The organism is Priestia sp. SRI_019 (genome assembly GCF_057586255.1).
In genome coordinates this window covers 16,216-36,152 of record NZ_JBYCZN010000002.1, presented here as the reverse complement: position 1 = coordinate 36,152, position 19,937 = coordinate 16,216, and the positions used below count along the sequence as shown (strand labels likewise).

At 37.3% G+C, this 19,937-nt stretch carries 20 protein-coding genes and 2 pseudogenes; 1 reads left to right on the top strand and 21 read right to left on the bottom strand.

Annotated features, from left to right (window positions below; all coding sequences use genetic code 11):
• Positions 1–237 precede the first annotated feature (237 nt).
• From AC2YJL_RS10430 to AC2YJL_RS10350, 17 genes and pseudogenes are all read right to left on the bottom strand, one after another.
• On the bottom strand, positions 238–693 hold the full coding sequence (locus AC2YJL_RS10430; protein WP_016764498.1) for a YrhA family protein: 456 nt from the start codon (positions 691–693) through the stop codon (positions 238–240).
• 184 nt (positions 694–877) lie between these two features.
• Positions 878–1,309: an SMI1/KNR4 family protein gene (locus tag AC2YJL_RS10425; RefSeq protein ID WP_153252028.1), complete on the bottom strand. Its 432-nt coding sequence runs from the start codon at positions 1,307–1,309 to the stop codon at positions 878–880.
• Complete coding sequence (locus AC2YJL_RS10420; RefSeq protein ID WP_228116699.1) at positions 1,309–1,851, bottom strand: hypothetical protein; 543 nt, start codon at positions 1,849–1,851, stop codon at positions 1,309–1,311. The genes AC2YJL_RS10425 and AC2YJL_RS10420 overlap by 1 nt, the downstream gene beginning before the upstream one ends.
• A 269-nt stretch (positions 1,852–2,120) precedes the next feature.
• Positions 2,121–2,459: a hypothetical protein gene (locus AC2YJL_RS10415; RefSeq protein ID WP_102813927.1), complete on the bottom strand. Its 339-nt coding sequence runs from the start codon at positions 2,457–2,459 to the stop codon at positions 2,121–2,123.
• A 23-nt stretch (positions 2,460–2,482) separates the two neighbouring features.
• Positions 2,483–3,120: pseudogene (locus AC2YJL_RS10410) on the bottom strand (transposase); the annotation flags it as partial.
• 136 nt (positions 3,121–3,256) lie between these two features.
• Complete coding sequence (locus AC2YJL_RS10405; protein WP_028408179.1) at positions 3,257–3,652, bottom strand: immunity 22 family protein; 396 nt, start codon at positions 3,650–3,652, stop codon at positions 3,257–3,259.
• Positions 3,653–3,671: 19 nt separating this feature from the next.
• Positions 3,672–4,070, bottom strand: coding sequence for a hypothetical protein (locus AC2YJL_RS10400; protein WP_141541286.1), 399 nt, complete (start codon positions 4,068–4,070; stop codon positions 3,672–3,674).
• 65 nt (positions 4,071–4,135) lie between these two features.
• Positions 4,136–4,558: a hypothetical protein gene (locus tag AC2YJL_RS10395; protein WP_194273239.1), complete on the bottom strand. Its 423-nt coding sequence runs from the start codon at positions 4,556–4,558 to the stop codon at positions 4,136–4,138.
• A 335-nt stretch (positions 4,559–4,893) separates the two neighbouring features.
• Complete coding sequence (locus tag AC2YJL_RS10390; RefSeq protein WP_033579303.1) at positions 4,894–5,337, bottom strand: hypothetical protein; 444 nt, start codon at positions 5,335–5,337, stop codon at positions 4,894–4,896.
• Positions 5,337–6,116 carry a pre-toxin TG domain-containing protein gene (locus AC2YJL_RS10385; protein WP_230932793.1) on the bottom strand — a complete coding sequence of 260 codons (780 nt, stop codon included), beginning with the start codon at positions 6,114–6,116 and terminating at the stop codon, positions 5,337–5,339. Before AC2YJL_RS10385 ends, AC2YJL_RS10390 begins: the two co-directional genes overlap by 1 nt.
• A 354-nt stretch (positions 6,117–6,470) precedes the next feature.
• Entirely contained in the window at positions 6,471–7,100 is a 630-nt protein-coding gene (locus AC2YJL_RS10380; RefSeq protein ID WP_269067648.1) for a suppressor of fused domain protein, read from the bottom strand.
• A gap of 129 nt (positions 7,101–7,229) precedes the next feature.
• A pseudogene (locus AC2YJL_RS10375) lies at positions 7,230–7,376 on the bottom strand (ankyrin repeat domain-containing protein); the annotation flags it as partial.
• A 62-nt stretch (positions 7,377–7,438) separates the two neighbouring features.
• Positions 7,439–7,813, bottom strand: a complete 375-nt coding sequence (locus AC2YJL_RS10370) for a hypothetical protein (protein WP_116740710.1) — start codon at positions 7,811–7,813, stop codon at positions 7,439–7,441.
• 610 nt (positions 7,814–8,423) lie between these two features.
• Positions 8,424–8,921, bottom strand: coding sequence for a pentapeptide repeat-containing protein (locus tag AC2YJL_RS10365; RefSeq protein WP_230932795.1), 498 nt, complete (start codon positions 8,919–8,921; stop codon positions 8,424–8,426).
• A 123-nt stretch (positions 8,922–9,044) separates the two neighbouring features.
• Positions 9,045–11,219, bottom strand: a complete 2,175-nt coding sequence (locus AC2YJL_RS10360; RefSeq protein WP_487374731.1) for a T7SS effector LXG polymorphic toxin — start codon at positions 11,217–11,219, stop codon at positions 9,045–9,047.
• A gap of 200 nt (positions 11,220–11,419) precedes the next feature.
• Positions 11,420–11,692 carry a DUF5344 family protein gene (locus AC2YJL_RS10355; protein ID WP_028412986.1) on the bottom strand — a complete coding sequence of 91 codons (273 nt, stop codon included), beginning with the start codon at positions 11,690–11,692 and terminating at the stop codon, positions 11,420–11,422.
• 6 nt (positions 11,693–11,698) lie between these two features.
• Positions 11,699–12,052: a YwqH-like family protein gene (locus tag AC2YJL_RS10350; RefSeq protein ID WP_014459697.1), complete on the bottom strand. Its 354-nt coding sequence runs from the start codon at positions 12,050–12,052 to the stop codon at positions 11,699–11,701.
• A gap of 336 nt (positions 12,053–12,388) precedes the next feature.
• Here AC2YJL_RS10350 and AC2YJL_RS10345 point away from each other — a divergent pair, with 336 nt between their 5' ends.
• Positions 12,389–14,521, top strand: coding sequence for a GDYXXLXY domain-containing protein (locus tag AC2YJL_RS10345; RefSeq protein WP_230932797.1), 2,133 nt, complete (start codon positions 12,389–12,391; stop codon positions 14,519–14,521).
• Between the two features lie 221 nt (positions 14,522–14,742).
• Here AC2YJL_RS10345 and abc-f read toward each other — a convergent pair whose 3' ends face one another.
• From abc-f to AC2YJL_RS10325, 4 genes are all read right to left on the bottom strand, one after another.
• Positions 14,743–16,371 (bottom strand): ribosomal protection-like ABC-F family protein, encoded by a 1,629-nt coding sequence (abc-f, locus tag AC2YJL_RS10340; protein WP_230932798.1) that lies wholly within the window; start codon positions 16,369–16,371, stop codon positions 14,743–14,745.
• A gap of 371 nt (positions 16,372–16,742) precedes the next feature.
• A complete protein-coding gene (gene melA / locus AC2YJL_RS10335; RefSeq protein ID WP_153253037.1) occupies positions 16,743–18,065 on the bottom strand; it encodes an alpha-glucosidase/alpha-galactosidase in 1,323 nt (440 codons plus the stop codon).
• A 26-nt stretch (positions 18,066–18,091) separates the two neighbouring features.
• On the bottom strand, positions 18,092–18,922 hold the full coding sequence (locus AC2YJL_RS10330) for a carbohydrate ABC transporter permease (RefSeq protein WP_034651257.1): 831 nt from the start codon (positions 18,920–18,922) through the stop codon (positions 18,092–18,094).
• A complete protein-coding gene (locus AC2YJL_RS10325) occupies positions 18,922–19,854 on the bottom strand; it encodes a carbohydrate ABC transporter permease (protein ID WP_016766148.1) in 933 nt (310 codons plus the stop codon). The genes AC2YJL_RS10330 and AC2YJL_RS10325 overlap by 1 nt, the downstream gene beginning before the upstream one ends.
• Between the last annotated feature and the right edge of the window lie 83 nt (positions 19,855–19,937).

The window sequence follows — 19,937 nt, the reverse complement described above, 5'->3', positions numbered from 1 at the left end:
TTTTAACAAACTCAACTGTTTCTAATTTACATACTGGTTCAACCTCATCTTGCTCTTTCTTCTTTTAAGAACTCTTTTAATGCCTCTTCTGACGAAGCAATATCCTGATGAAAAGTCCCAGCTAGAAATTAAAAAACAGGATCTTCTAATTTATTAGAATAACACATACGATGTATCACCTTTTACTATTAATTTACCGCCTTTTAACATTTCGAACTTGGGGTATAAATTGTACATTCAACTAAGCGCTGCAGAAAAGGCAGACTTCAGCATAGTATTAAAATCTTCAAAGGTTTCCATATGTTCACCTGAAGGTTTGTCTAATTCTACAAAACATTTTTTAGAAACATTATAACAATACCAAGCTATATCGGAATCGCCAAAGAAAATCAGCTTATCTTCATCCATAATTGACTTCCACGTTTCATTAGCATCTAAAAAACTTTCCACTTCGTTGATGGGCTTAGCTTCCAAGAAGTCTGGGTCCATTCCGTATATTATTAGTCCATTAAATTCAATTCCATTAACAGTTTTTAAAAATTCACAGTATTCCTGAGGAAGTACCTCCTCACCAAATTTCCCTTCTACATATTTACAAAAACTCGATAACTCTTTTTCACTGCTAGGTAAATTGAGTTTTTTATTCCACTTCTCTTCTAGTTGAGAAATTTGACTAACTTGATCTCTCCACACAAAATCACCTTCCCATCTATATTTAATTTATTCCTTACAAATACAGTCCTTATTGTTACTTTAGTTTTTATCACCAATTTACTGGTTTTCATAAATTTTGATTCAGATGCTGAGCTATTTTCAAATATACAATTTCTACGTTACAAAACTTGAAAAGCATTTAGCCAATCAAGGTATAAGTTTTTCATATATCTAATAAAGTATTCACACCTACATTATTTACTAATAATTCGGTTAGAGATGGTGCAATTTTCACTGCCTCCTCAATGTCAAAATCCGCGAATCTTGTATAGTATATCCCAAAACCATCTTTACCCTGTAGATAGATTAACGCACCACCTCCTTCGTCATCACCAATTGCGATTGAATTCGGGAGATATTTCTGTACTTCATAAGCTTCATTCATTTCTATGCACCCCGATGCTCCCCAAATTCGAATATACATTTGGTCGCTAACATTAATTTCAATGTCTGAAGCCAGCTGAATTATTTCTATAAATTCTGTAGGTGCATCTATTGTCGAAAAGTCCTGTAGTGCTTTAATTTCTTCTTCTTTCGAAGGAGATTTTTTAGCATCAATTGTGTACATACTACTGATATTATCTAGTATATTCATTAATAATCAATCCTTTCATACTTAACACCTAGTTTATTTAGCATCTTGTATTGTTGTTCAAGAACTTGACTAGTAGTATTACGTGAAAAACCAGCTTTAGTTAAATCGTCCACCATGAATTGTAATTCTTCCTGTAATCCATGATGAGATTGTAATTTCCCACCATTTGGACCATCTCCTTTAGGTTTAGGTAAGGAATCCTTATGTGTTTTATTAAAATTAACATAATTAATTTCAGCCGTCCCCTTAGAAACAGCCGCCTTACCACCAGGCTTTTCCACCTTCTCCACAGCTTCTGACTCAACCTTGAAAACACCTTTAACCTTATGTTTGGTTACGGTCTTTTCTGCTTTGTTTACGCGTTTGTTTACGCGAAGTACGTATTCTGCTCCTTCGCTTCCGTATTTCACCGTTTTCCCTGGCACTCTCGCAAAGCTCCAATACCATTCCTGCTCCAGAAACAGAACGGTCAAAATGAGAGAGTTCATCGCCAGTAACAGGATCGTACCTACTTCCCATCCACCTTTTACATTGGAAATCAAAGGCACCATATCTAATGCAAAAGAAACAGTTCCTAGACCGTCCTTTTGTTGCTTTTGGCTTCCGCTTCATATACACTTCTTGCGATTTCAGGCTTTGTATAATTCCGATATATCTATAAGAAATACTTATTTAATTTCAATTTCACTATGTATGTAATTTAAGTAATACAGTTAATCCCTATGTCAAAGAAATTAAAAAATTTATAAAAAACAAAATAAACCTTGAAAGGTAATGTAGCCCATCAAGGTATATGTTTAGAGTAACGTTTTTATTTTTTAATATTCCTTTTCCATACACTTTCTCCGTCAGTTAAAAAAACTGCACTTGGCGGATCATCATAAAGTGAAATTTCAACTAATGAACCTTTCTTTTGTATTAGCCAATTATATAAACGACTTTCCTCACTAGTAGGATGCGCTAAAATATCATTTACTTGAAATACAGCTGCATCATATTCGGTATAATTTACATCGTCGTCATCTAACCCATTATCTGTTTCAAAGACTGTATCTAGTTCACCTACAATCCTTAATCCATTTTCCCATTCTAGTATCATGTCACTATGTTCATATTTTATTAATGTTCCTATTAAAGAGTCATACCCCATATACATCCTCTTTTCTTTTGTTTTTACGGCCTTGATGGTACTATACGAGCTCCATCTTTGCCATAATGTATCAATCCATTAGTAGTCTCAAGGTATTCACCGGTATTTCGATCATAGTACTTCCCAATAGTTTTACCAAAGTCTACTCTTTCTTTTTTACCGTTTGGCAGTAGTTGTCCTTTCCCTGCAAACGTATCAAGCAATTCATAAGCTGTTTTATATTTCATCATACCATATACAATGTTTACAAAACTTCTCATAATACATACCAATGCTTGTCCTTGTGTTTTTCCCTCTTTAGTTTCTTTTGATAATATACATGAAACACTGGGTTTCTAGGTAACTTACTTCCTTTCGCTACTTGCACTTGCTGTACGGCTAAATTATAAAATAAAGCGTGTAGCGCCCTGTTTCCTTGTTTACTTTTATGTGTCTTACCTTTCCCACCAGAACCAAAGTAAACAGGTGCAATCCCCGCAAATCGTGCTAATTTATTGGCATTTGGAAATAACTTTACATCCCCAATTTCTGCAATTAATGCCGATGCCGTCACAAGTTCTATTCCCGGCATCGTCTCTAATTGATAATCTAGTAGATTTACTAGCTGTTTTAATTCCCTTTCGATGTATTTAATTTCCTTCTTTAAAAATTTAATACTTCGTGCACTTATAAAATTATAATGTGTCTACCTACTTCTATCCTAAAATGAAAAAAAGCACCTTTTGTCATTAGACAAGAAGTGCTTTTTTCTTCAGATAATATATTAATAAATATACTTAGGTTCTTTAATTCAAACTCTAATCTTCATAAATAACAGAACCCATATATTTAAGCTTCCTACCATCAAGTTTTGCTTCCTCAACAAGTTCTTCATATTCAAAATCATACAACCGAATAACAATATTGTACGGCTCTTCTAAGCTTTCACCATAAAAGTCTTCAAGTTCACTTATAAGTGAATTAGAATACGAAGCATTCTTTAGTAATTCGGACAAAGAAGATGTAGGATATTCATTGTAGGTACATTCTAATAAGTCTTGATTGTACTCAAGGAAATTTATCTGAAAATCATTCATGAAGCTCGAAGGGATTCTATCTCCCTCATCATCATATTTTATTTCTACATACTTGCTTAACAAATCCTCATCACTACAATTTCCAAACCAAAGAGAAACAGCTCCTGGGTTTTCCATCATAATCCCCCTTTTCTATTTACCTAAGTCCTTCTGGCAATGAATCAATTCCACCTTTTAACCTATAATGTGCCCAATTTCTTAATTTTCTTTTAAATGTATCGTAGTCAAGTGAGTAATCAATTAAATTGAGAAGCTCTCTATGAGCTTTGCCAGAACCATCAAACCCATGTCTTCCTACCGGATTAACAAATTCAACATCTTTCGTTAACGTTCTCATTTCTGCTATATCTTCAGCCGTTACACCCCACCGCTTAAAAATTGGCGCTCGTGATACTAAGTGCCATTCATGGTACCCACCAGGATAACGAATTCTACTCTCAATAATAGTCCTTAATTTTGGAGTAGACCAGGCTAATTCAAATTCATCTACGCTCAATTCATTAAACCATTTTGCAAAGGCTTTACTTCCGGGCATAGTCTCTGATGTAAAGGTTCTAGTCCTCGCGGTTTCTTTTACAAAGTGGTCTTTTACCAGTTTATTTAATTGCGCATTTGATAATTTTTTTCCTTCTGTTTTTTATTAGCAGAAGGTTTTTTTCGAGTGTCAGGTTTCACTCTACTTGCTTTAGGTCTTACCGGCTTCGGTATACTAGTATTACCCTTAGCAACAGCTTCCTGATCATAACCCCCTTCAACATTCGCTTTACTATCAGGCTTTTCCACTTTCTCCAAAGCTTTGGACTGACCTTTCGAAACATTCCCCATCTTATACGTCGGTAACCCATGTAACGCTTCACCAAAGGTCTGTCCAGGTGACTCATCTCCTATCCCTGACAGTAGTTGAGGTTGAGGACGTAAAGTCGGTATCTCAGCATCTAGTAAAGGTTGAAGCTGCTTCTGAACAGGTTTATACACCTTTTTTGACCAATTGCTTGCTGCTTTTGGGCTAAATCTTTTGTTCAAGACCTACTTCCTTTATCACGTTCCCTTGTTTTTCTTTTCTTGTCAAGGTTAGTTAAATCCAGACTTACCCCTAGTTAGCTACTCTCATTACTTCTTGATCACTATATCTATTCTTCTTCGGATACCTTTTTACCAAATCCAACTTTATAAAAAAACCTTGAAAGGCGTTTAGCCAATCAAGGTAGTAATAAAAAATGTTAACATAAATATTTTTCTTGTCTATGTTCGTAAAATCTCATTTCCCAGCATGAATTTCATAATTTTTTCTTTTATAAAAATTTTAGCAAATCATTCATCCATCCTAAAGTGGAAGAACCGTCTCTTCCTAATTAACACTATTCAAACATTACACCAAAACTAACATTTTCAAAATTCAAATATGCGTTGCAAATATCAGAAGTATAATAGGGTTCAAGTTCTAGAATTTTTCTTGAAGTAATAAACAGTCCAAATCCTGATATATCGTTACAATTTTTTTCAAATATTTGGATTTCCGTATCTGTATCATCATTAGCTACAATTATTTCTACATTTTGATTAACTAATTGAATAATCTTTTCATGAATCTTAATCAACTTATCAATTTCTATATATATATTTTCCTTTAGAAATTCTACGTCAATTATATCAAAATCAGTTTCATAATATTTACGATCATCATATTTATAGCTATTTACTTCTATATTTTCATCATATTGTTTCTTAAATATATTGCAAATCACTTCAATATCTTCTTTCTTTAATTCATGTTCTGAGAGAAGGGTATTAACTAATCTCACTATTTTACAACTCCTTTTTCAATTAAATATTTGTATTGTGAATCACTTAATTTGAAAGCTGTATTCATAGTTCCATCTGAGTTAATAAAAGTCCATTGTTTAGTAGTTTCGTTGTAAATATGCGTTCCTTCAACGTTTCTATATTTACCTTGTTTTTGAACTCCAGTATTAATCAGCTCTGAAACATCGTTTTTGAATAATTCCACACTAGATTTGCTACCATCAGGATAACTTCCAAAATCATTTCTGTGTTTACTGAAAGCTTTATCTATTGAACTTTGTTTGAATACAACATCATCAGCATTGTTGACAAATTTACCCGTACCCTTAGCAACACCCGCCTGATCATGAACTCCTTCAGCATTCGCCTTACCACCAGGCTTTTCCACTTTCTCCACAGCTTTCGACTCGCCCTTGGAAACATCTTTAACCTTATGCTTGGTTACGGTCTTTTCTGCTTTGTTTACACGAAGTACGTATTCTGCTCCTTCGCTTCCGTATTTCACCACTTTCCCTGGCACTCTCGCAAAGCCGCCAAAGACAATTCCTGCTCCAGAAACAGAACGGTCAAAACGAGATAGTTCATTCCCCGTAATAGGATCGTATCCTACACTTGCTTCCCATCCACCTTTTACATTGGAAACCACAGGCACCATATCCGCTACAAAAGAAACAGCTGCTAGACCATCCTGTTGTTGCTTTTTGGCTTCCTCCTCATATACACTTCTTGCGATTTCAGGCTTTTTGTAATTCTCATATAGATACGGATATTTCTTCAACTCTTTTTCTAATTTTGCTTTAGAATGAGCAAGCGCCGCAAGAGTTTGCTGAATCTTTGGGCTGTTTTCTAGTTCAACTGCTTACTTTGCAGGTGACAGTGCACCTAATACTATTTAATGGTATAGCATCCATGAGCTATGAACTTCATACAGTCATTTTTTATATTTTCCAAAGGGTTAATTCCTCACAAAAAGCACTTGTTGCCTCTCATAGACAATCAAGTGCTTTTTATGTAACTGTAGTTTTTCCTCTAAAACTTTAATATTATTTTACAAATGTAAGGTTTTGTATATTTGTCCCACTATAAGGAATATAGATTTTCTTCCTGATTTTAGTTTGAAGCTCTTTTTCCTTTAGCAGACACTACTACGATTTATGTTTTCAAAATATGGTGCTTGATCGCTGCGCTTCAATTGCTTTACTATATAATCAGAACCTTTTTCTATGGCTATTTGTCTCTCTGTTTCATGGAGTGGTATCAACTGGTATAAATTAATAACACCCTTACCTTCATCTATCAGTTGAAGATTTTCTCCACATGGTCGCATGATTAATAAACTTGACATCTTTGTATTATTAGCAAATGGCTGAGGAGGTTCCTCATTAGGAATAATTATGCCTTCGTCAATCCACCCCTCATACATATGTGAAAGGTGAGCTATTTGTCTTATCCAACCCAAAGGCCAGTTGTTTTCTTCCTTCTTTAACGCTTCTTCATTAATCGGCCAATTAGGCGGTAGAGTCATGATCAATTCTGCATATTGTAGCTCTTCTTCTACTTTACCTTCAGCCATAGGAAGTGTACTCATACCTGTTGTAAACAATGTAATTGCGTTTCTCTCTTCGGTTGGCATAATAACATGTACATCTATCTCGACTCGGCTTATTGAAACAATTTCACTTAAGGTAAAACTGACTTCTCCTATCTTATTTTCAACATAATTAAAAATTGAGTTATTATTTTCCGACTCTAATTTATTCATTTCATTTTCACTTTTACTATACAAATAGTCTAAGATTTCATTATGACCTTTCATTTGAGCCATTTTCACAGCATTAATTGTTGTAGTTTCTTGACCTTCACCTAACGTGTACCAAGCAGCAATATTGGCTCCGCTTTCTGCGAGCAGCTTGACCATTTTAAAATGTCCCTGCTGAACAGCTTTTACGAGAGCTGTAGCATGTATATGCAAATCTTCGCCAGCATTCACATTCGCACCTTGATTAATTAACCATTGAGCTGCCTGTATCGAATTATGACTTGCTGCATGTTAAAGCGGAGTAACAAACCTTTTACACTATAGTATAATATTTATCGCCTTTATATTGTTTCTAAATATTCTATTTCTTTACCAGTCCATTTTTTATTAATTAACTCACAGATTTGATCGGAAAGAGAAAAAATTTCTTTCCACTCTGAGCTTTTTTTTATAGAGGAACTATCCCATACTTTCATTTGATTCATTGAAAAATACACATCTTTTAATTTTTTACTTTTTTCAAAAATTTCTTCATCTATAATTCCTTCACTAGCTAATCTATCAAGGGTAAATTCACTTAAATAGGCGGGTGCTTCTATTGCAAACTCTTCAAGAAGATAATACTCCATTAAATCATCTGACAATGTTAAAACATTAGAATTAGAATGCTTTAATGTCTCTAAAAATAGTTTAAATGATTCTCCAATTGATATCACAATTTACTCCCCTTCTTTAATCAATTTGTATTGTAGTACCTTTATCATCAATAGTAGGAACGTAACCATCCTCTTTTTTATATACCTTCACTTTTTTTGTTTTTCCATTTGAAAATCCATAGTATGAACCCTTATGCACTCCTCCACCGCCATGATAGAACACACTTCCATCCGGATTAGTGAATTTCCAACCGTATCCACCCCTTCCGTACACACCTCATTCCAATAGAGTTTCCATACAATCTTTCAGGATTCGCAATGATGTCATCAAATGATGCAGGTTTCCATTGAACATTTTCATTCCCATATTTATTTTTGAAATAATTATTCCAATCTTGTCCAGATACTGGATTCTCTGCTCCAAAATCTGTTTTAGTTCCGCTGACCGGCTGACTATTATTACCCGTACCCTATGTTGATGTTGTAATCTTAAAATCTACAAATAAAAAAATTAGCCTTACCCTTACCAAACTACTTCTTTCTCTTGTACTACGGGTAATAAGCTGTTTTTTGCTTCATCATGCCATATATAATAAAAAGAAACCTTGAAAGGCATTTAGCCAATCAAGGTTATAATCACTTATATCCCAAAAGTTATTTTGCTCTTACTTTAATTGCTCATCACTTCTAACCACTTTCTAGCCTCTCCACCTATTAGAATATTTGGTTGTTCTGGTGTCCCAATATTAATACTTTTAATAAAAGCCTCTTCTAACCCTCGAACCCCTGTTAGTTTAGCTCCTTTTAGTAATACATTTTCAAACGTCGATTCGCTTACGTCTGCATTTTGAAGGTTTGCATTACGAAAATCTGCATTATCAAAAAGGGCTGCTACTAATTTTGCATCACTTAAGTTTGCACTATTAAATATAGTTTCAATACAATCACTCTTAGCAAATCTTGTATTTTGAAGGTTTGCGTTTGTAAAGTTTGCATAAGAAACATCTGCTTTATAGAAATCAGCATTTTCTAGATTAGCAAACACAAAGCTTGAAGAACAAATAGTTGAAGAATACATTTCTATATTAATCAAGTGCATATTATTAAAGATACAATCTGTAATATAAGCTTGATTTAATGGATATTTTATTAAATCTACTTCGGTCAACTTTACTTCATCAAGAACTAACTTCTTGCCTTCTAACCCTAGAGAATCAAGCCAAATTTTATGTGATTCTAAAAGTTGAATTAATTCCTCTTTTTTGCGATTATTAATTATAATTCCCCCCCTCTAAGGATACCAAATAATCTTGTCTGATATCCCCTCTTTTTGTATTGCCTCTTTCAATTGCTTGGTATGTTCTGGGGTCAAATTCCTATCATCAAGTATAACATTGTGACCACGTTCAAACTCTTTCTTTATTTTTTTCATAGCGTTATCAACTGTAAAAGCACCTTTTTTGGGTGAAGTATGACCATTAGGATAAGATTCAAAGCTCTTTACATCCCATTTTTTCTCTGTAACAGTATCAATAAACTCTGCACCTTTATCAGCTTTTTGATCTCTAATAATTCTTCCTAAATCACCGCGACTTTCTAATTCTAACCCAATCTCTCTTTCTTTTATTCCTTGACCTTCAATTCTTCCTCCATGTGATGGATCTCCTGCTAAATCATCCAATTCTTTCTGTGTTCTTCCTCCAGTATATTTTACCGTACCCTTAGCAACATCCGCCTTACCACCAGGATTTCCCACCTTCTTCACAGCTTTCGATTCGCCCTTGGAAACATCTTTAACCTTATGCTTGGTTACGGTCTTTTCTGCTTTGTTTACACGAAGTACGTATTCTGCTCCTTCGCTTCCGTATTTCACCACTTTCCCTGGCACTCTCGCAAAGCCGCCAAAAACAATTCCTGCTCCAGAAACAGAACGGTCAAAACTAGATAGTTCATTCCCCGTAATAGGATCGTATCCTACACTTGCTTCCCATCCACCTTTTACATTGGAAACCACAGGCACCATATCCGCTACAAAAGAAACAGCTGCTAGACCATCTTGTTGTTGCTTTTTGGCTTCCTCCTCATATACACTTCTTGCAATTTCAGGCTTTTTATAATTCTCATATAGATACGGATATTTCTTCAACTCTTTTTCTAATTTTGCTTTAGAATGAGACAGTGCCGCAAGATCCCGCTGAACCTTTGGACTGTTTTCCTTTTGAATATGTTTAAAAACTTCTTTAACATGGGGAGCTTTTTTTTCAAGCTGTTCGAGCTTCTTTTTTTGATCCAGTGGATGCATCATTTCCAGCTCTTTTAGCTGTTTTAGTCCAACTGTTTTAATAACTTGCTTTTCTTTTTGTTGAATAGTCAGCTTTTTAGAACTTGTAGCTTCTTTTTTAGTCCCAACACTCCTAATCTGCCCCTGACTCATCACCGACTGCATAAGCATTCCCTCAACGCCCGTAGCGTTTTGAAGAATCTGTTGAGACGTTAGCATGCCCACAGTTGAAGAATCGTTGAGCGCCTGCAAATATGGACTTTTTTCCAGTTCCACTGCTTGCTCTGCAGGTGACAGTTCCGCTAGTTTTTTCATGTTAGCAGGTGCTGTATCCTGCTGAATTTGCGTTAGCACTTCTCTTATGTAAGGCGAGTCTTTTTCAAGCCTGTGAATTTCTTTTAACTGTTCAGCAGGCGTCATTGCCTGAAGCTGAATCAGTTTTTCAAGACCTACTTCCTTTATCACTTTCTCTTGTTTTTCTTTTCTTGTCAAGGTTGTTGGAATGCCTTTTTCAAAAACCGAGACGCCTCCTGAATCGGTCATCGCTTTTTTCGCCAACGCGCTCAGCTCACTTACATTGCCCGGCTGAATGGAACCATTTTGAAACCCAGCTTTCACTTTAGAAAGCAGCGAGTTTAAAGACGTCAGCTGATCTTGAATGACTGAAAGGCTTTGCGTTTGCTGTTCGTCAAAACGGACTAAATCGTTCATCGTTTTGTCCGCTTTGTTTTTTGCTTGTTCTACTTCTGTTAGAAAACCTTGGTCGTTAAGCGCTGAAACAGAAGCAAGGTGACTGACTTTTTGAATCGCTGCATTCGCTTGATCGACAAGCGAAACGGTTGTATTTCTTGTTTGATTTAAATGCGCAGGAATAGTGTCTTGTAGAAACGGCTGCGTGATGTAGCCGTCTTCGCTCGGTTCAAATGAGCGCAGCGCATGTGTGATTTGAGTTAGTCGAGCTTCATAGGAAGTGAGTAATGAATGATACAGCGTTAAAAAAGAAGCATGTCCCGTTTCGTAAAAAGACCGAATCGCTTCTCCTCCTTTTCCTTTAAACGCATCATCTAAGCTTAAAAATGCCTGAACCTGTGAAATCAGGCCCTGAATTTGTTCTTTTTGACTTTTAATAGAGTCTAAGATAGCTTGAATATTCTCGTGAAAAGCATCGACATCAAGTGTTTTCAATAATCTGTAACCTCCTAGCTGTATCGATGTAGAAAAACAACAATCGGTTAACGAACAAGCGCCCGTCATTTTTCTAAACCTAAGCGGACGCTCCTCTTTATAAGGCTTGCATCATCCGCTAGGTAAAACCTTTTTATTTGAATGCCAAATCTATGCTGGTTGAAAGGTTGTTTTTGATAGCTTTATATAAAATATGAACATTATTTAGCGGCGTTTGCAGCTTTTTCATCTGCTTCTTTTATGGACTGCACGGATTTTTTGGTGGCGTTCAAATCATCGAGGAGCGTTTGCTTGTAGTCCACAATTAACGTTTGCAGCTGCTGGTTCAGCTGGTTTAATTCATCGAGCACCTCTAGTTCTTGTCCGCTTCCTACGTGAAACGGAAAAAGCGGCTGAAACTGCTGCGCAGCAGCGCTTAGGTCACTAAGCGTTCTATTAATTTCACCATCTATTACTTTAATTTCGTCTGCCATATTGCATCACACCTTATCTTTTGCTTCGTCTTCTTGCATTTTAATGGCGCGTTCCATCCCTTGTATATCTGATTGAAGCGCCGTAATTTTTGCATCAATTGTCGTGATGGCATCCGTCAGCTGACGGGTCAGCAAATCATCGTATTCGTCTAACATAGCGGTGCGGATGTCTTCAAACCCAACAGCAAGGCTGCCTGACCAAGTGGCGGAAGTGAGCTCTGGTTCTTTTACCTTTTCCTTTGCACGTTCAAGCTCGCCTTTGACTTCCGTTAACGTGTTTTTACTAGCCGTAAGCTGCTGGATATCTTCATGTGCCTGCTTCACTTGGGTATACAGATGAGCAACAAACATCTCATTCATATGATGACACTTCCTTTATATCTGTCTCTTGGATCTTCTAACAGTAATTCCCTTTTATAGCTTATCAAATAAAAAAAGAGAGCACATCGGCACGTTTTCTTATATTTTTTGGGAATAATGTAGGTTTTTAGTTCAATACCCACTCTTCAGGATAAAATAACCAAAACTATCTTACCATTGACAATTTATCAAGATTTTTGGACTACTTCGCTTGTTATTTCCATGCCACTAAAAGGCCTTTTTACACAATTTTTTTGTTAAAACGCATTCATTCTTTCTATTTCCAAATATTTAAACATGCGCTAGTATATACATAATATAAAGAGGAGGTTGAGTATGAGAGAAAAGCTCGTAAGACTCGGTTATTTACTGGGGTTGGCTCTTGTTTTGTCCGGCATTTTATATTTCTTTGCATCGAACTGGCAAGGCTTTGATCGCTACACTAAAATTGCGCTGAGCGTGGGGCTGATGCTGCTGTTTTACGGAAGTGCGTTTGTAGTGCGAAAGCTCCTTCCTCAGCAGGCGTTTTTAAGTCACTGGACGCTTTTGGCCGGCGCTCTTTCATTTGGATTAAGCATCGCGCTTCTTTCTCAAATTTACAACACGCACGCTGAATCGTACTGGCTGTTTTTAATTTGGCTTGTGCCGATCATTTTGTTTAGCTTTTTTACAAAGTATCGGCCGTTTTACGTGTTATCGTTTGTTTTATTTCAATTCACCATAGCTTTTTTTATTTCACCAACAGGTGCAGTTTCACAGCGAGGCGAACACGAGACGCTTTTACTTTACGCAGGAATGGCGTTTGTGAACTTACTCATCTTTTGGATCATAAAAAAGAAACAGCGCTCGTCTCCTGTGATCATGTATGCGGCGTTTTGTTTGTTTCACTACATTTTTTTAACTATCTCCCTGCCGGATTTCACAGGCAGCTCTAGCTTACGGATTGGTCTTATTATTTTTTATTTGCTGTTTTTACTAAGCTCCTTTTTTTATTTTTCAAAAGTGGAGCCGCAAAGGCCGTTTTTAGGGATTTCCATTGTGGCATTTGCTTTATTTGTTATTGAACAGTTTTTCTCTTTTATTTTTAAACACTACGCTGAATGGTCACTGTTCTTAGCTTTAGGATTCGTGATTGTATTTATTGGTGCAAGCGTATGGTTTGTCAAATGGCTCACTGCTAACACGTCAGCACAAAAAACCTCGCTCCGCGTAATCAAACGAATAGCGGTGATTGGGATTACGGCCATTGCATCGGTCATCGGCAGCAGCTCTTTAGGAGGACTTGTCACACTTATTACAGGAACGTACCCAACAAACGGAATGCTTGTGATTGGCGTTTTGCTGATTGTGGCATGTTATTTGATTAAAGCAGATATTCCAACCGTGAAATATACGCTTTTAATGATGGGCGTATTAATTAGCGGCGGCGCTTCTTTTTTTGTGAACGACATTCTGTTTTTTATCTACGTCATCGCACTTGTAGCGCTTTTAGTATTCACGAAGCATACGCCCGTTCGCCTGTTGCTTTTTGTGCTAGTGCAAGGGCTTCTGTTAATAAAGGTTCCGACTGCTTACTATGACACTATCAAAATAGATTATGTGCTGCTCGCTTTGTTTCTATTAAATGCCGCTGTGTACGCGATAAACGTACACCACGCGTTTAAAAAAGCAGCGCTGCTTCTTGCTTTTATCTTTTTACTGTCGATGACTGAATTAAGCGAACCGTCTTTTTTAAATATCATTTACTGTACGGTGTTTTTTGTAATTTCGACCGTCTTTTTATTTGTAACGGTACGAAAAGAGCCAAAATATGATTTTATTGTCGGCATGATCTTCTGGTTTGTTTTTTTAGCGATGAAATATTACGACTTTGTGTGGGATTTATTTAATAAATCACTTGTGCTCGTTATTTTAGGTCTTATCTTTCTTTTCCTAAGCAGGAAATGGGACCTGTCAACGCCTGATCAGCCGCAGCCGTCGTTTCTTGATCGCAGCCGAACCGCTGTATGGATCATCATTCTTGTTCAGCTTATTATGCTGGGCGGCATTTTCACTAAAAACGAAGTGCTTCTTCAAAACGGAAAAGAAATTAAGCTCGCTTTACAGCCGATCGATCCGCGCTCGCTGCTGCAAGGCGATTACGTTGAGCTGAATTACGACATTGCGCACGTTACCTTACCTCATGTAAAAGACGGTGAAAAAGTGAAGCTCGTTCTTCGCCCTGACAAACAAGGCGTGTATGAATACGCAAAAATCTACCAAGCGGATGATGACTGGAATAAGCCGTATACTTCTAAAGAAAAAGACGTTGTCATTACGGGCAGCTATCACGACTGGGGAATTCAGTACGGAATTGAACATTATTTTATTCCAGAAGGAACCGGCAGCAAAGTGGAAAGCGAAGCTCGTTTTGCTACTGTACGCGTTGGAAAAAATGGAGATGCGATCGTTACAAAAGTAGGAAAATAAAAAAGCAGCCGCTTCAACATTGAAGCGGCTGCTTTTTGTTTTAATTGATCAATACGCCGATGGTCATCGTTAAAATAAGAATCACAAAGAAAATAATGATTCCATAGCCAATCCATTTTATTCTTTTGGGCGTTCCTTTTACATTCATATCCGTTAATTTTCCTTCAATACGCTTTTGATGTTCAGTAACATCATTGTATTCATTGTTAGGTGAAGTGATATTACCCTTCCTTTCTATTTAATCGTTTTCTTTCTTCTAAAAGCTCTTCGTATCTTTTTTCAAGACGCTGCTTGTCTTTTCCTTCTGGCGTGATAGAAAGCTCGCTAATCACTTTTGTTAATTCTAGTTGAAGCGCAAGTTTCTCGGCTTCATTTTGCTGCTGTGACGCTTTTTTGCTTTTACCCGTGTCTTCAATCGCCGCGAGCTCCGCTTTGGACTGTTTTAACGTCAAAACATGCGTCGCAAGCTTTTTAACAAAATAGCGGTCGTGCGTCACAAATAAAATCGTCCCTGGATAAGCTTTTAACACTTCTTGAAGCGCTTCTTTTGTATGAAGATCAAGATAGTTGGTCGGTTCATCTAAAAGAAGAACGTTATAGTTTCCTAAAAAGACTTTTGCTAATGCCGTTTTGACTCGTTCTCCTCCGCTTAGCATCTCTACTTTTTTATACACGTCTTCACGTTTAAAAAGTAAGCGCGATAGTACCGTACGAATAAACTGTTCAGTGTACGGACTGTCTTCTTTAATGTTTTCTAAAATGCTTTTAGCGGGATCTAGATTTTCGAGGCGCTGATGGAAAAAGCCGAGTTTTACAGGCTTCGCAACCGTGATGCCTTCTGTTCGCTGCTCAATCATATTCAGCAGCGTAGATTTTCCGGCGCCGTTTTTGCCGACAATCGCTACTTTCGCTCCTGGCTTCACACCGCCTTTTAGGTTTTGAAACAAGATATGATTACCAGCTGATGCTGAGACTTTGTCAAAGCTTAGTACCTGCTTGCTGTGCACTTGGTGAAACTGCGATAGGTCAAAATGAATTTCTTCCATTTCTTTTGGCTTTTCTTTTTTCTCCAGCTTTTCAATTCTTGTTTCAATCGCTTTTGCGCTTCTGTCTAGCTTCGCTTTTTGTTTTCCGACCGCTCGCTTATGAAGTCTCGCTTCAGAGTTCCCCATACGGCTCGGCGCTTTTTTAAGCGACTTTGATTTTTGGCTTTTTTCTTCAGACGCCAGTTCAAGACGCTGCTTTTCTTTTACATACTGTTCATATTCAAACTGCTGTCTTTCAACCGCGTGTTTTTTTTGCGTCACATATTCTTGATAATTGCCTTCATAGCAGTGAATTTTGCCGCCTTCTACTTCCCAAATAGACGTACAAAGGCGGTTCAATAATTCTCGGTCATGTGAAATCAGCAGCAGACTGCCTGTAAAAGACTTCATTTCTTCTTCAAATTTTTCTACGCCTTTTACATCTAAGTGGCTCGTTGGCTCATCGGCTGCAAGCAGTTCCCCCCCGGATGAAAGAGCAGCTGCAATTTTTTTTCTTGTTTCTTCTCCTCCGCTAAGAAAGTCCGCTTCAGTTGGCACACTCCACTGACTTTTCATCTCAGGAGAAACAGCCGATGTAGCTTGAACATCAAGCTGCGGAATCAGTGAGGAACGGCCATATGTTTGCACAATCCCTTGGTCTGGACTCATTTTTTTCATTAAAATATGAAGCAACGTCGATTTGCCTTCTCCGTTTTTCCCCACAATTCCAATTCGCTCTCCGCGATGTACTTGAAGTTTCTCTGCTTGAAACAGCAGGCGATCTCCATAGCTTTTTTCAATATTTATAGCTTCTAACAATAACATAAAAAAACCTCCCTAGGATTTCTAGAGAGGATTAGAGGTCATAATTAGGCATACGCAAATATGCACCCTTTTATAGAGTAAAAAAAGGGAGAAATCACTTCATATAAGACATATAGAAATGGCACCTAAAAATGTACAGACTAATCCTATCTAGACAAATGTTCATTTAAAATAAAGTTTTAAAAGAATGTCTAAAAAAATAGGATTACTTATCCATTGTCTACGGTACCTTTCCTTTCTTAGTATAAAATGACTTGCTTCTTACAGTGTATGATGAAGTTTTTTAAATGTCAATATCGCTTTGGATGATATCCCCTTCTTTTCCTACGCACAAAAAAATCCTCAGCTGATCTCAGCCGAGGATTCTTTTCTTACACGTATTGATTCACTTTCCCTGTAAAATCAGGCAGCCACTCGCCGTGTGCTTCAATTAAATCATCGCACATACGAATGATGTCATCCATGGATAATTCCGCATTTGTATGAGGATCTAGCATCGCTGCTTGATAGATGTGCTCTCTTTTTCTAGTAACAGCTGCTTCAATTGTTAGCAATTGCGTATTAATATTCGTGCGATTTAACGCCGCAAGCTGCTCTGGTAAATCTCCTACATAAGTCGGCATAATACCGCTTCGGTCTACAACACATGGCACTTCTACACACGCTTTTGTCGGCAGGTTACTAATTAAGCCTCCGGTATTTAATACGTTACCGGCAAATTTAAACGGCACGTTTGTCTCCATTGCTTCAATGATTCTAGAGCCGTACTCATGTGAACGTGTATGAGTTAACTGACTGTTGTTAACCATTTCTTCTCTCATTGATTCCCAATTGCTAATTTGCTCTTCGCATCGGCGCGGATATTCATCAAGAGGGATGTTAAACTGATCAACAAGATTTGGATATTTATGTTTAATAAAGTATGGATGATACTCTGCGTTATGCTCAGACGATTCGGTAATATAATAACCGAACTTATCCATTAGCTCAAAACGCACCATATCGTGATGCTTTGTTCTTTGCTTTTCTTTTGCCAGACGCTTAATTTCTGGATATAAATCTTGTCCATCTCTTTTTACTTCTAGCAGCCATGCCATATGGTTAATGCCTGCAATTTTCTCTTGTATTCCTTCATGCTCCATTCCGAGAGAATCAAATAAATCTTTTGTACATACCTGAACACTGTGACAAAGGCCTACCGTCTTTACATTTGTATAGCGCAGCATTGCACCCGTTAGTGTTGCCATTGGATTCGTGTAATTTAAAAACAGCGCATCTGGACATACTTCTTCAATATCTTTTGCAAAATCAAACAGGACCGGAATCGTGCGCAGTGATCTGAAGATTCCTCCAATTCCTACTGTATCTCCAATTGTCTGACGCAAGCCGTATTTTTTAGGAATTTCAAAATCAATGACGGTGCTTGGTTTGTAACCGCCTACTTGAATGGCGTTAATCACATACTTTGCTCCTGTTAAAGCTTCTCTGCGGTTCAAATAGGCTTTAACCGTAATATTCACTTTATAGTTTTCTTTTAGATTGTTTAGCATATTTTCCGAATCTCTTAAACGCTCAGCATCTATATCGTATAGCGCAAATTCAAAGCCAGCTAAAGCAGGCACAAACATGCAGTCTCCTAAAATATTTTTTGCAAAAACTGTACTTCCCGCTCCGATAAATGTGATTTTAGACATTGTCATCTTCCTTCCTCGTATTGGTTTTATCCTTTTACAGATCCTGATGAAAGCCCTGCAATAAAGTATTTTTGTAGCACTAAAAATAAAATGGTCATTGGAAGCATCGCAATAATCGCAGCTGCTCCTACTAAGCTAAGATTATTTTGATTTTCGGCAAAAAAGCTTGCTAACGTAACGGTTAATGTATGCATTTCCTTATCTTGAAGGAAGAATATTGCAAACTGATAGTCGTTCCAAATGTAGACGCTCGCAATAATTAAAATAGACGCAGTGACAGGCTTTAGCAGCGGAAATACGATTTTAAAGAAAATCGTTAACGTGCCGGCCCCATCAATTCTTGCTGCTTCCTCGAGCTCTTTAGAAATAGTGGAGCGAATGAAGCCCGCATACAAAAAGATCGTTAGCGGCAAAAATGCTGCGACATTATTTAAAATAGCAATTTGGTACGTGTTCATCATCCCCATATTCACAACCATTTTGTACAGCGGAACTAACGCTGTTAAAGGCGGTATTACCATCACGGCGATAAAAATAAAATAGACGTACTTATTTAGTTTCGTTTGGCGGCGCGCTAGAGGATACGCAGCCATTGATCCTAGAAAAATAAGCAGAACCGCCGAAACGAACGTAATGATAAACGTATTCATAAAAGAACTGCCTAAATTCGCTTGCTCCCAAGCCGCTGTGAAATTTTCAAGGTGTATGCTTTTTGGAAATACCCATTTGGAACTAAAGTCCCCGGTTGCTTTTAAAGAAGTCGTAACAAGAATATAAAAAGGGACAATATGAACGAGCGTTATACAAAGAGCTAGAAAGGTAAAAAATCGCTTTTTCCGTTTATTTGTATAGTCCATCACGCTTCTGTCTCCTTTCGTTTAAAGTACACAAGTGCTGATAAGCTAATGACTAAGATAATGAGCGCCATGCACACACCTTGAGTTGCAGCATAGCCGGCGTCCTGTCTTCTAAAATATAAGTCATACATAAAAGTAGACATTGACTGCGATGCATCTCCAGGCCCTCCTCCTGTCAGCGCAACAATTACGTCAAACAGTTTTAAACCTCCGATAATATTTAAAACGACGTTAATTGTAATCGAAGGCATAAGCAATGGAAGCGTGATGTTTTTAAACTGCTGAAGAGCCGATGCTCCGTCAAGCTGCGCTGCCTCGTAATAATCTTTTGAAATACTTTGCAGCCCCGCTAAATAAATAATCATCGCAATTCCAACGAATTGATACGTATTGACGAACACGATAATCCAAGAGTTAAGCTCTGGAGTTCCCAAAGCATTAATCTTCTCAAAACCTAAAAATACAAGAAGGTCATTTAAAGCGCCTCCTTGGTAGGCAAAAAAGAAGTACCAGATATACCCCATAATAATTGGGCTGATAATAACCGGAAGGTAGACAATTGTTCTTGTTACAGCTTTCATTTTAATGCTTTGATTCAGAAGCAAAGCGTATAACAAGCCAATAATATTTTGAAAAATAGTACTGCCTATTCCGTAGAGCAGCGTATTTTTTATCACAAGCCAAGTCGTTGGATCTGCAAGCAAACGTTTATACTGCTGGAGCCCAATCCAATCGTACGTTTGTGAAAATCCATTCCAATTAGTAAAGGAAAGTCTAATTCCGTTAATAAAAGGATAGATAATAAAAACGGTGATAATTACTAAGCCGGGAAGGTACATCCACCATAAAGAAGACTCTGTTTTTAATTTTTTCTTTCGTTTTTCCGTATCTCTTACTACAGAAACCGGCTCTTTCCTGACTAATTCATTCATCGTGTTCACTCCTATTTCAGCTTGTGTTGAAAAGAAGCAGAAGCCTATCTCCCTGCTTCTCGGCGAACAAGGAACTTTTGCAC

Bases quoted from the DNA above. Each gene is read 5' to 3' on its own strand.
- AC2YJL_RS10425 (WP_153252028.1), bottom strand. From the start codon at position 1,309: ATGAATATACTAGATAATATCAGTAGTATGTACACAATTGATGCTAAA.
- AC2YJL_RS10415 (WP_102813927.1), bottom strand. From the start codon at position 2,459: ATGGGGTATGACTCTTTAATAGGAACATTAATAAAATATGAACATAGT.
- AC2YJL_RS10405 (WP_028408179.1), bottom strand. From the start codon at position 3,652: ATGGAAAACCCAGGAGCTGTTTCTCTTTGGTTTGGAAATTGTAGTGAT.
- AC2YJL_RS10400 (WP_141541286.1), bottom strand. From the start codon at position 4,070: ATGCCCGGAAGTAAAGCCTTTGCAAAATGGTTTAATGAATTGAGCGTA.
- AC2YJL_RS10380 (WP_269067648.1), bottom strand. From the start codon at position 7,100: ATGAATAAATTAGAGTCGGAAAATAATAACTCAATTTTTAATTATGTT.
- AC2YJL_RS10355 (WP_028412986.1), bottom strand. From the start codon at position 11,692: ATGGCAGACGAAATTAAAGTAATAGATGGTGAAATTAATAGAACGCTT.
- AC2YJL_RS10350 (WP_014459697.1), bottom strand. From the start codon at position 12,052: ATGAATGAGATGTTTGTTGCTCATCTGTATACCCAAGTGAAGCAGGCA.
- AC2YJL_RS10345 (WP_230932797.1), top strand. From the start codon at position 12,389: ATGAGAGAAAAGCTCGTAAGACTCGGTTATTTACTGGGGTTGGCTCTT.
- abc-f (WP_230932798.1), bottom strand. From the start codon at position 16,371: ATGTTATTGTTAGAAGCTATAAATATTGAAAAAAGCTATGGAGATCGC.
- melA (WP_153253037.1), bottom strand. From the start codon at position 18,065: ATGTCTAAAATCACATTTATCGGAGCGGGAAGTACAGTTTTTGCAAAA.
- AC2YJL_RS10330 (WP_034651257.1), bottom strand. From the start codon at position 18,922: ATGGACTATACAAATAAACGGAAAAAGCGATTTTTTACCTTTCTAGCT.
- AC2YJL_RS10325 (WP_016766148.1), bottom strand. From the start codon at position 19,854: ATGAATGAATTAGTCAGGAAAGAGCCGGTTTCTGTAGTAAGAGATACG.